Here is a 9,349-nt window from a genome sequence, read left to right on the forward strand (position 1 = left end):
GCGCTGAGGGGCGCGGGGTGCGGGGCTCGCGAGGCGCGCGGGGCGCCGAGGGGCGGCGGGCACCGAACGCGGCGGCATTGACCGGCCGTCGGGGCGGCTCGTACGGTCGCGTCACCGGGCGCGCGCCACCGCGGCCCCGGCCAGGAGGAGGTCGTGCCGTGCGCCCCACCGCCCCGCTCATCCTCGCCGCCGCCCTGGCCCTCGCCGGCACCGCCCTGACGGGGTGCGGCGGCGCCGGGTCCGACCCGGACACCGTCAAGGTCGTCTACCAGCGCAGCACCGACAACAAGCTGGTCATGGACGAGTACCTCGCCGGCGTGAAGCGGCAGTTCGAGAAGGCGAACCCCGGCAAGTCGGTGAAGCTGGTGCCGATCCGGGCCGCCCAGAACGACTACAACACCAAGATCCAGCAGATGATGCGGTCCGCGAAGACCGCGCCCGACCTCGTCTACGAGGACACCTTCCTCCTCAGCTCCGACGCCGCGAGCGGCTATCTGCGCCCGCTGGACCCGTATCTGGAGAAGTGGCCGCAGTGGCAGCGCTTCTCGAAGACGGCCAAGGAGGGGGTGAAGGCCGAGGACGGCCGGACCTACGGCGTCCCGGACGGCACCGACACCCGGGGCCTCTGGTTCAACAAGGAGATCTTCGCCAGGGCCGGGCTGCCGGCCGACTGGCAGCCGCGCACCTGGGACGAGCTGCTGGACGCGGCGCGCGCGGTGAAGCGGAAGGTGCCCGGCGTGATCCCGCTCAACGTCTACACCGGCAAGGCGCCGGGCGAGGCGGCGGTGATGCAGGGCTTCCAGATGCTGCTGTACGGTACCGGCGCCGATCCGCTGTACGACCGGGCGGCGAAGAAGTGGGTGGCGGGCGGCCGGGGCTTCCGGGACGCGCTGGAGTTCGTCCGGACCGTCTACGCCGAGAAGCTGGGCCCCGACCCCTCCGACGCGCTCGACCCCAATGTGGGCACGGTGGTGTACGGCGAGTGGCTGCCCGAGGGCCGGCTCGCCATCGCCCTGGACGGCTCCTGGCTGGGCCAGAACTGGCTGCCGACCGGCGGCCGGCCCTGGCCCCGGTGGTCCGAGGTGATGGGCCAGGCGGCGATGCCCACCCGGCACGGCGCTCCCCCCGGCAAGGTGAGCCTCTCGGGCGGCTGGACGTGGGCGCTGCCGGCCAGGTCCACCAACCCCGATCTGGCCTGGCGGTTCCTGGAGACCCTCCAGACGAAGGAGAACGCCCTCCAGTGGGACATCCGCGGGGCGCAGATCGCGGTGCGCGAGGACGTGGCCGGCGACCTGGCGTACCGCACCTCCAACCCCGGCGTCGCCTTCTTCACCGACCTCGTGCCGTACACCCACTACCGGCCGGCGCTGCCGGTCTACCCCCAGGTGTCCGCCGCCATCGGGGAGGCCATGGAGGCGGTGACCACCGGCGACTCCTCCGCGGCCGAGGCGGCTCGGGCGTACGACGAGAAGCTGCGGTCGGTCACCGAGGGCGCGGTCGTCGACCGGAGCCGGTGATGGGCCCGCCGCGCGCATCCGGCCCGGGGCGGGCACCGGCCACCGGGCGGGCGCCGACTCGCCGGCAGGCGCCGCTCGGGCGCCGCGTGGCGCGCCGGCTGCCGCTGCTGCCCGCGGTCGTCCTGCTGCTGTTCTTCCTGGGCGGGCCGATCGGCTACTGCTGCTGGATCGCCTTCACCGACATGCGGCTGACGGGCTCGTCCGGCACCGCGTTCGTGGGGCTGGAGAACTTCCGGCGGGCCCTCGCCGACGACGGCTTCCGCAACGCGGTGGTGCTGACGCTGGTGTTCACCGTCGTCTCCTCCCTCCTCGGGCAGAACACCCTGGGGCTGGCGCTGGCCGGTCTGATGCGGCGGGCCTCCAGGCCGGTCCGCACGGCCGTGGGCGCGGTCGTCATCGGTGCCTGGGTGCTGCCGGAGATCGTCGCGGGCTTTCTGCTGTACGCCTTCTTCCGCCGCGAGGGCACGCTCAACGCCGTGCTGGAGCAGCTCCATCTGCCGACGCAGAACTGGCTGTTCACGCTGCCGATCCTGGCGGTGTCCTTCGCCAACGTCTGGCGCGGCACGGCGTTCTCGATGCTGGTCTACTCCGCGGCGCTGGCGGAGATCCCGCAGGAGGTCACGGAGGCCGCGGCGGTGGACGGCGCCCGGGGCGCGCGCCGGCTGTGGCACATCACCCTGCCGATGATCCGCCGTTCCATCGGAACGAATCTGATGCTCAACACCCTGCAGACGCTCTCGGTGTTCGGCCTGATCTGGGCGATGACCCGGGGCGGCCCGGGCAACCGCAGCCAGACCCTGCCGGTTTTCATGTACGACCAGGCGTTCCTGAAGTCGCTCATCGGCTACGGCACGGCGATCGCACTGCTGCTGCTCCTGGTCGGAGCGGTGTTCTCGCTGGTGTACCTGCGTCTGCTGCGCACGGAGGTGTGAGTCCATGCGTCCTCGCGCCGGGCGGTCCCGCCCCCTCCGCCGCGCCCCGCGGAAACACGCCTCGCGCCGGCTCGCCGCCGACGGGGCGCTGCTCGTCCTCGCCGCCGGGTTCGCGCTGCCGCTGCTGTGGCTGGTGCTCGCCTCGGTCGACCGGGACGCGGATCTGCGGGTCTCCGCGCCCGAGGCGGTGACCGCCGAGCACTTCTCCGCCGTGCTGAACACCGAGATCACCTATCGGCCGATGCTCAACAGCCTCGTGCTCTGCGGCGGCGCGACGGCGGTCACCATGGTCTGCGCGGCGCTGGCCGCCTATCCCCTCTCCCGCTACCGCTCGCGCCTCAACCGCCCCTTTCTGCTGACGATCCTCTTCACCACCGGGCTGCCGCTCACGGCGATCATGGTGCCGGTGTACGGGATCTTCGTGCAGGTGCATCTCATCGACACCGTGCACGGCACCGCGCTCTTTCTCGCCGCCGCGCAACTTCCCTTCGCCATTTGGCTGATGAAGAATTTCATGGACGGGGTGCCGACGGTTCTGGAGGAGGCGGCATGGACCGACGGCGCCTCGGGAACGCAAACGCTGCTGCGGGTGGTGCTGCCCCTCATGGGCCCCGGGCTGACCGTGGTGACGATTTACACCTTCATCATGACCTGGGGCAATTTCTTCGTCCCGTTCATGCTGCTGCTCTCGCCCGACCAATTGCCGGCCTCGGTGAGCGTCTTCACCTTCTTCGGCCATTACGGGACCGTGGCGTACGGCCAGCTCGCCGCGTTCTCCCTGCTGTACTCCACCCCGGTGCTGCTGCTCTACGCGCTGATCTCCCGGCGGCTGGGCGGCGGATTCGCCCTCGGCGGCGCCGTCAAGGGCTGAATTCCCGCCCCGGCCCACGGCATCCGGCCGGCCGCCCGCGGCCCTCCGCGGCGGCACCCGACATCGGCATATGGCACCCGCATTCAGTTGTCACTCGCTGACCGCTCCGTATTTTTGTCCAATCAATGCGATTCGGTGGAAAACACGGTGGTCGTACTCGTCAGTACCTCCTTACGGTGTGCCGGTGTCCCAGCCCCTGCCTTCCTCCGAGCCCTATCGTCCGCCCTTCGACGCCCGTGCCGCCCGGCGCCTGCGCGAGGCCCTGCACATGGCGCACTCCCAGGTCGCGTACGGCATCTGGGCCGCCTACGGCCGGCCGGTGCACCCCTCGGTGGTGGCCGCCTGGGAGTCGGGTGAGCTCTCCCCCACCGAGGAGGAGCTGACGGCGCTGGCCGGGGCGCTGTGGTGTTCGCCCGCCGATCTGATGGGCGCGCCCGGCACCCTCCGCGAGCACCGGATGACCCGCCGGCTCTCCCCGGTCGACCTCGCGCTGCGGGTCGGCATGGAGCCGGAGGCGTACGAGCGGCTGGAGCGCACCGGCCAGTGGCGGGGCACCGACCGCCAGGCCGAGGCGCTGGCGGAGGTGCTGGAGCTGTCGCTGCCGGACCTGGTGCGGGTGACCGGCCGGGCGGAGCAGCTCACGGAGCTGCTCCACAGCGCGGTGACCACCCGCTGGCAGGCGTACGTCAAGCCCGTCGACAAGCTGCTGCCGCTGCCCCGGGGGCGGGTGGAGGCGGCCCTGCGCGCCCTCCACGCCGAGTACCAGGAGCGGGCGAGCACCGCCCTCGCCTGGGCGCCCGCCGGGGAACGCCGGGAGACCGGGCAGGACTTCCTGGACTCGCTGCTCGACCACTTCTGGGAGAGGGTGGGCCACTGAGCCCGGGCCCGCGCCCGGGCCCCGGCGCCGTCGCCCGTCCGCCGTCGCCGTCTTCCCGTCAGGCCGCGAAGGCGGCCCGCGCGGCGCGGCGCCAGCGGTTGGCGGGCAGCGCCGGGCGGAGCGCGGCCAGCGCCCCGCAGTACTTGGTGAAGACCGCGGGCCGTATCCCGTACGCGTGCAGCAGCCGGTCCGCCTCCGTCAGATGGCCGGTGCTCTTGGTCTCCACCAGCACCAGCCGGCCGTCGCAGCGGACGGCCCGCCGGGTGCGCAGATCGACACAGGTGAGGCCGGCGTCGCAGGTGACGCGCTCGCCCTCGGCCACGAATGTCGCCCGCAGATAGTCGGTGCTCAGGGACGGGTCGAGGGCCTCGGGCGCCTCGATGCCGTACGCGGTGCGCAGGGTGGCGGCGAGGAAGCCCCGGCTGGGCGCGTCCAGCGGGGTGCGCCCCGGGGTGAGCGGCATCCGGTGCTTGACCGTGTCGCCCCGGCGCCCCTTGAGCTTGATCTCGAACTGCCGCTCCCCGGAGTCCTGGTACACCCGCTCGCGCACCTTGAACCGCAGCCGTCTGCCCTGGCGGTGGTCGTGGAAGGAGCGCAGGCCGGGGGTGTCGTAGTAGACGGAGTGGTAGCGGAAGGAGCGGCGGCCGTCGATGGCCAGGGCCCGGAAGGGGCCGCCGGGGCGGGCGGCGTCGGTGAGCCGGCCCGCGACGGCGGTGAAGGTGTCCACGGGGACGAGATAGCTGTGGTCGAAGCGGGCGAGGAGCTCGGCCCGCGCCTGCACCTCCGCCAGGGAGATCGGCGCGGCCCGGCGGGCGGCGAGGTCGATGGCCCGTACGGCGGGGGCGGCCGCCTCGGGGGCGCGGGTCACAGCGACTCCCAGGCGGGGGCGCCCTGGGCGCGGCGGACGCCGCGCGGGACGGGCACGGTGGCCGTGGGCTCGCCGACCGCGGCGGCGGTCGCGGCGGCGGAGCGCGTGCCCGGCCGGGGCTCGCGGTAGCGGACGTCGACCACCGTCAGGTCGCGGACGTAGTCCACCTCCATGACGGTCCAGTTGAGCGGTTCGCCCAGCCGCCGGGCGAGGTCGGCCCGCAGGTCGGCGGGGTCCGCGTGGACGGTGTCGAGGGTGACCACGGAGCGGCGGCAGCGGGCGAACAGCCGGGGGTGGTCGGAGCCGTAGACGACGAGCAGCAGCAGCCCGGCGAGGGCGCCGGCCACCGGCAGGTCGAGGTCCGGCAGACCGCAGACGAGCCCGAGGACGAGGGTGGTGAAGTAGTACGCCACCTCCTCGTGCTGCACGGCGTCCGAGCGGAGTCTGATGATGGACAGCACTCCGAAGAGGCCGAAGCCGAGGGCGAGCCCGCCGCCGCCACCTATCCGGGCGAGCGCCGAGACGACCGCGAACAGGGCGACGTTGAGGGCGAGATAGGCCGGCACCAGATCGCGGCGGCGATGGCGCGGATAGTAGATCGCGAAGGTCAGCAGGGATACCGCGGCCAGGTCGACGGCCAGGTGTTCGGCGAGGCGCCCCAAGGACTCCATGTGCTTCCCCTCTCTGTCCTGTCGTTCATGAACGAAGGGAGACGTTAGGAAACTCAGGGTAAACAGAGCCACTCATTTGGGTGAACAAAGCGCAACCTTGACGCGAACTGACCGGCCATGTCCCGTTCGACGGTCTTGTGTGGCCGGATCACAACAAAAAATGCACGGACCGGCTCGAAAGCCGACCGTGCATCTTTGTCGTCCGTCGTCCGGGGAGAAGGCCCGCCCTCGTACGAAGGCCGTCCCGGAAGGCCGTCCTAGAAGACGGACTCCGCCTCGTGCATCCGGTGCTCCGGCACCCGCTTGAGCTCGGTGACGGCCTCCGCCAGCGGCACCATCTCGATCTCCGTGCCGCGCAGCGCCGTCATCATGCCGAACTCCCGGCGGTGCACCGCCTCCACCGCGTGCCAGCCGAACCGGGTGGCGAGCACCCGGTCGTACGCGGTGGGGGTGCCGCCGCGCTGCACATGGCCGAGGATGACCGGCCGGGCCTCCTTGCCCAGGCGCCGCTCCAGCTCGGTGGCGAGGCGGTTGCCGATGCCCGCGAACCGCTCGTGGCCGTACTGGTCGATCTCGCCCTTCTCGTAGGGCATCGAGCCCTCCGCCGGGTGCGCGCCCTCGGCCACGCAGATGACGGCGAACTTCTTGCCGCGGGCGAAGCGCTCCTCGACCATCGCGCACAGGTCGTCGACCTCGAAGGGGCGCTCGGGCAGGCAGATGCCGTGCGCGCCGCCGGCCATGCCGGACTCCAGCGCGATCCAGCCCGCGTGCCGGCCCATGACCTCGACGACCATCACCCGCTGGTGCGACTCGGCGGTGGTCTTCAGCCGGTCGATGGCCTCGGTGGCCACGCCCACGGCCGTGTCGAAGCCGAAGGTGCGGTCGGTGGAGGAGATGTCGTTGTCGATCGTCTTGGGCACCCCGACGACCGGCATGCCGGCGTCCGAGAGCATCCGCGCCGCGGTGAGGGTGCCCTCGCCGCCGATCGGGATGAGCGCGTCGAGACCCAGTTCGCGGCAGAGCTCCTCGGCGTTGTCCGTGGCCTCGCTGAGCCGGGCGCGCTCCAGCCGGGCCGAGCCGAGGATGGTGCCGCCGCGGGCCAGGATGCCGCTCACCGCGTCCAGGTCGAGCTTGCGGTACCGCCGGTCGAGCAGCCCCTTGAAGCCGTCCTCGAAGCCGATGACCTCGTCGCCGTGGCCGGCCACGGCGCGGTGCACGACCGACCGGATCACGGCGTTCAGGCCGGGGCAGTCGCCGCCTGCGGTGAGAACTCCGATGCGCATCGTGCTGTGTCTCCTGCTCCCTAGTCGTACGCGTGAGCCAGTCCGATTGTTCCACGGCGGACGCGGTACCCGCGCTCCCGGAGGTACGCACGCCATCAACCGTCCGGACGAGCGCCCTAACCATCCAGACAGGTATTGTCAAGAGGGCAAGCCCACCCTATCGGGGATTTTTGACCTTGCGATCGAGGACCAGTGAGGATCGGAGAGCACGCGTGACGCGCAGCGTTTACGTGACCGGGATCGGCCGCGGCGACGGCCGGCAGGTAGTGGAGCTGGGGGTCATGGAGCTCCTGACCCGCCATGTGGACCGGGTGGGGGTGTTCCGGCCCCTGATGCACGACGACGGCCCCGACCGGCTGTTCGACCTGCTGCGCTCCCGCTACCGGCTGAGCCAGACGCCCGACTCCGTGCACGGCATGACCTACGGCGAGGCCGCGGCCCTCCAGGCCGAGCGGGGCACCGACGAGCTGGTCTCCCGCCTGGTGGACCGCTTCCACCAGGTCGCCCGCGACTACGAGTTCGTCCTCGTCCTGGGCACCGACTTCGCGGACACCACCCTCCCCGCCGAGATCAACCTCAACGCCCGGCTGGCGAACGAGTTCGGCGCCTCGCTGATCCCGGTGGTGGGCGGCCAGGACCAGCCCGCCGAGTCCGTGCGCGCCGAGGTCCGCAACGCCTACGCCGCCTACGCCGCGCTGGGCTGCGACATCGTCGCCATGGTGGTCAACCGGGTGGCCCCCGAGGACCGCGAGGCCATAGCCGAGCGGCTCGCCGCCCGGCTGCCGGTGCCCTGCTACGCGCTGCCCGAGGACGCCTCGCTGTCGGCCCCGACCGTGCAGCAGATCGTCCAGACGCTCGACGCCGAGGTGCTGCTCGGCGACGCCTCGGGGCTGGCCCGGGACGCCCGCGACTTCGTCTTCGGCGGCGCCATGCTGCCGACCTTCCTCGGCGCCCTGACCGAGGGCTGTCTGGTGGTGACCCCCGGCGACCGGGCCGATTTGATCATCGGCGCCCTCGCCGCGCACGCCGCCGGCGCCCCGCCCATCGCCGGGGTGCTGCTCACCCTGGACGAGCGGCCCGGCCCGGACATCCTGGCGCTGGCCGCCCGGCTGGCCCCCGGCACCCCGGTGCTCTCCGTGCCCAGCCAGTCCTTCCCCACCGCCGAGGTGCTCTCCGGGCTGGAGGGCAAGCTCACCGCCGCCTCGCCGCGCAAGGCCGAGACCGCGCTCGGGCTCTTCGACCGCCACGTGGACACCGCCGCGCTCACCGACCGGATCTCGCTGGCCCGCTCCGGCCGGGTCACCCCGATGATGTTCGAGCACGAGCTCATCGAGCGGTCCCGGTCCAACCGCCGCCGCGTGGTGCTGCCCGAGGGCACCGAGGAGCGGGTGTTGCGCGCCGCCGATGTGCTGCTGCGCCGCGACGTCTGCGACCTGACCCTGCTGGGCGAGGAGGACGCGGTCCGCAAGCGCGCCGCCGAGCTGGGCATCGACCTGGCCGGCGCGCAGGTGATCGACCCGCACACGTCCGAGTTGCGCGAGCGCTTCGCCGAGCTGTACGCCCGGCTCCGCGCGCACAAGGGCGTGGGCTACGAGCTGGCCTACGACGTGGTGGCCGACGTCTCCTACTTCGGCACCCTGATGGTCCAGGAGGGGCTGGCCGACGGCATGGTCTCCGGCGCGGTGCACTCCACCGCGGCCACCATCCGCCCGGCCTTCGAGATCATCAAGACCGCGCCCGGCGCCCAGATCGTCTCCTCGGTCTTCTTCATGTGCCTGGCCGACCGGGTGCTGGTCTACGGCGACTGCGCCGTGAACCCCGACCCGAACGCCGAGCAGCTGGCCGACATCGCCATCCAGTCCGCGGCCACCGCGGCGCAGTTCGGCGTGGAGCCGCGGATCGCGATGCTGTCGTACTCCACCGGCACCTCCGGCTCCGGCGCGGACGTCGACAAGGTGCGCAAGGCCACCGAGCTGGTCCGCGAGCGCCGCCCCGACCTGCTGGTCGAGGGCCCGATCCAGTACGACGCCGCGGTGGACGCCAAGGTGGCGGCGACCAAGCTGCCCGGGTCCGAGGTGGCCGGCAAGGCGACCGTGCTGGTCTTCCCGGACCTGAACACGGGCAACAACACCTACAAGGCGGTGCAGCGCTCGGCGGGCGCGGTGGCCGTCGGCCCGGTGCTCCAGGGTCTGCGCAAGCCGGTCAACGACCTGTCGCGCGGCGCGCTGGTGCAGGACATCGTCAACACCGTCGCGATCACCGCCATCCAGGCCCAGGGCGAGCAGCCCCCCGCCCCGTAAGGCCCCGGGCCCGGCCCGGGGCTGGGACCG

At 72.5% G+C, this 9,349-nt stretch carries 8 protein-coding genes; 5 read left to right on the forward strand and 3 right to left on the reverse strand.

Going from position 1 to position 9,349, the window contains the following annotated elements; translation table 11 throughout:
• Positions 1–158 precede the first annotated feature (158 nt).
• The 4 genes from ACSNOD_RS23610 (at position 159) to ACSNOD_RS23625 (ending at position 4,197) form a co-directional block, all read left to right on the forward strand.
• Entirely contained in the window at positions 159–1,517 is a 1,359-nt protein-coding gene (locus ACSNOD_RS23610; RefSeq protein ID WP_436769037.1) for an extracellular solute-binding protein, read from the forward strand.
• A complete protein-coding gene (locus ACSNOD_RS23615) occupies positions 1,517–2,449 on the forward strand; it encodes a carbohydrate ABC transporter permease (RefSeq protein WP_436769038.1) in 933 nt (310 codons plus the stop codon). The genes ACSNOD_RS23610 and ACSNOD_RS23615 overlap by 1 nt, the downstream gene beginning before the upstream one ends.
• A gap of 4 nt (positions 2,450–2,453) precedes the next feature.
• On the forward strand, positions 2,454–3,320 hold the full coding sequence (locus tag ACSNOD_RS23620; RefSeq protein ID WP_436769039.1) for a carbohydrate ABC transporter permease: 867 nt from the start codon (positions 2,454–2,456) through the stop codon (positions 3,318–3,320).
• Positions 3,321–3,504: 184 nt separating this feature from the next.
• The gene (locus ACSNOD_RS23625) at positions 3,505–4,197 is read left to right on the forward strand and encodes a helix-turn-helix domain-containing protein (protein WP_436769040.1); all 693 of its coding nucleotides are present in this window, start codon (positions 3,505–3,507) and stop codon (positions 4,195–4,197) included.
• A gap of 58 nt (positions 4,198–4,255) precedes the next feature.
• Here ACSNOD_RS23625 and ACSNOD_RS23630 read toward each other — a convergent pair whose 3' ends face one another.
• From ACSNOD_RS23630 to ACSNOD_RS23640, 3 genes are all read right to left on the reverse strand, one after another.
• Positions 4,256–5,065: a polyphosphate polymerase domain-containing protein gene (locus ACSNOD_RS23630; protein ID WP_436769041.1), complete on the reverse strand. Its 810-nt coding sequence runs from the start codon at positions 5,063–5,065 to the stop codon at positions 4,256–4,258.
• Positions 5,062–5,736 (reverse strand): DUF4956 domain-containing protein, encoded by a 675-nt coding sequence (locus tag ACSNOD_RS23635; RefSeq protein ID WP_436769042.1) that lies wholly within the window; start codon positions 5,734–5,736, stop codon positions 5,062–5,064. Before ACSNOD_RS23635 ends, ACSNOD_RS23630 begins: the two co-directional genes overlap by 4 nt.
• A 257-nt stretch (positions 5,737–5,993) precedes the next feature.
• Entirely contained in the window at positions 5,994–7,019 is a 1,026-nt protein-coding gene (locus tag ACSNOD_RS23640) for an ATP-dependent 6-phosphofructokinase (RefSeq protein ID WP_436769043.1), read from the reverse strand.
• Positions 7,020–7,231: 212 nt separating this feature from the next.
• Between ACSNOD_RS23640 and pta the strand changes: the two genes are divergently transcribed.
• A complete protein-coding gene (gene pta / locus ACSNOD_RS23645) occupies positions 7,232–9,319 on the forward strand; it encodes a phosphate acetyltransferase (RefSeq protein WP_436769044.1) in 2,088 nt (695 codons plus the stop codon).
• The last annotated feature ends 30 nt before the right edge of the window (positions 9,320–9,349 follow it).

The organism is Streptomyces sp. URMC 123 (genome assembly GCF_051386515.1).
Taxonomy (GTDB): domain Bacteria; phylum Actinomycetota; class Actinomycetes; order Streptomycetales; family Streptomycetaceae; genus Streptomyces.

Excerpts from the sequence above, each read along its gene's own strand:
- ACSNOD_RS23615 (WP_436769038.1), top strand. The coding sequence starts at position 1,517 with ATGGGCCCGCCGCGCGCATCCGGCCCGGGGCGGGCACCGGCCACCGGG.
- ACSNOD_RS23620 (WP_436769039.1), top strand. The coding sequence starts at position 2,454 with ATGCGTCCTCGCGCCGGGCGGTCCCGCCCCCTCCGCCGCGCCCCGCGG.
- ACSNOD_RS23635 (WP_436769042.1), bottom strand. The coding sequence starts at position 5,736 with ATGGAGTCCTTGGGGCGCCTCGCCGAACACCTGGCCGTCGACCTGGCC.
- ACSNOD_RS23640 (WP_436769043.1), bottom strand. The coding sequence starts at position 7,019 with ATGCGCATCGGAGTTCTCACCGCAGGCGGCGACTGCCCCGGCCTGAAC.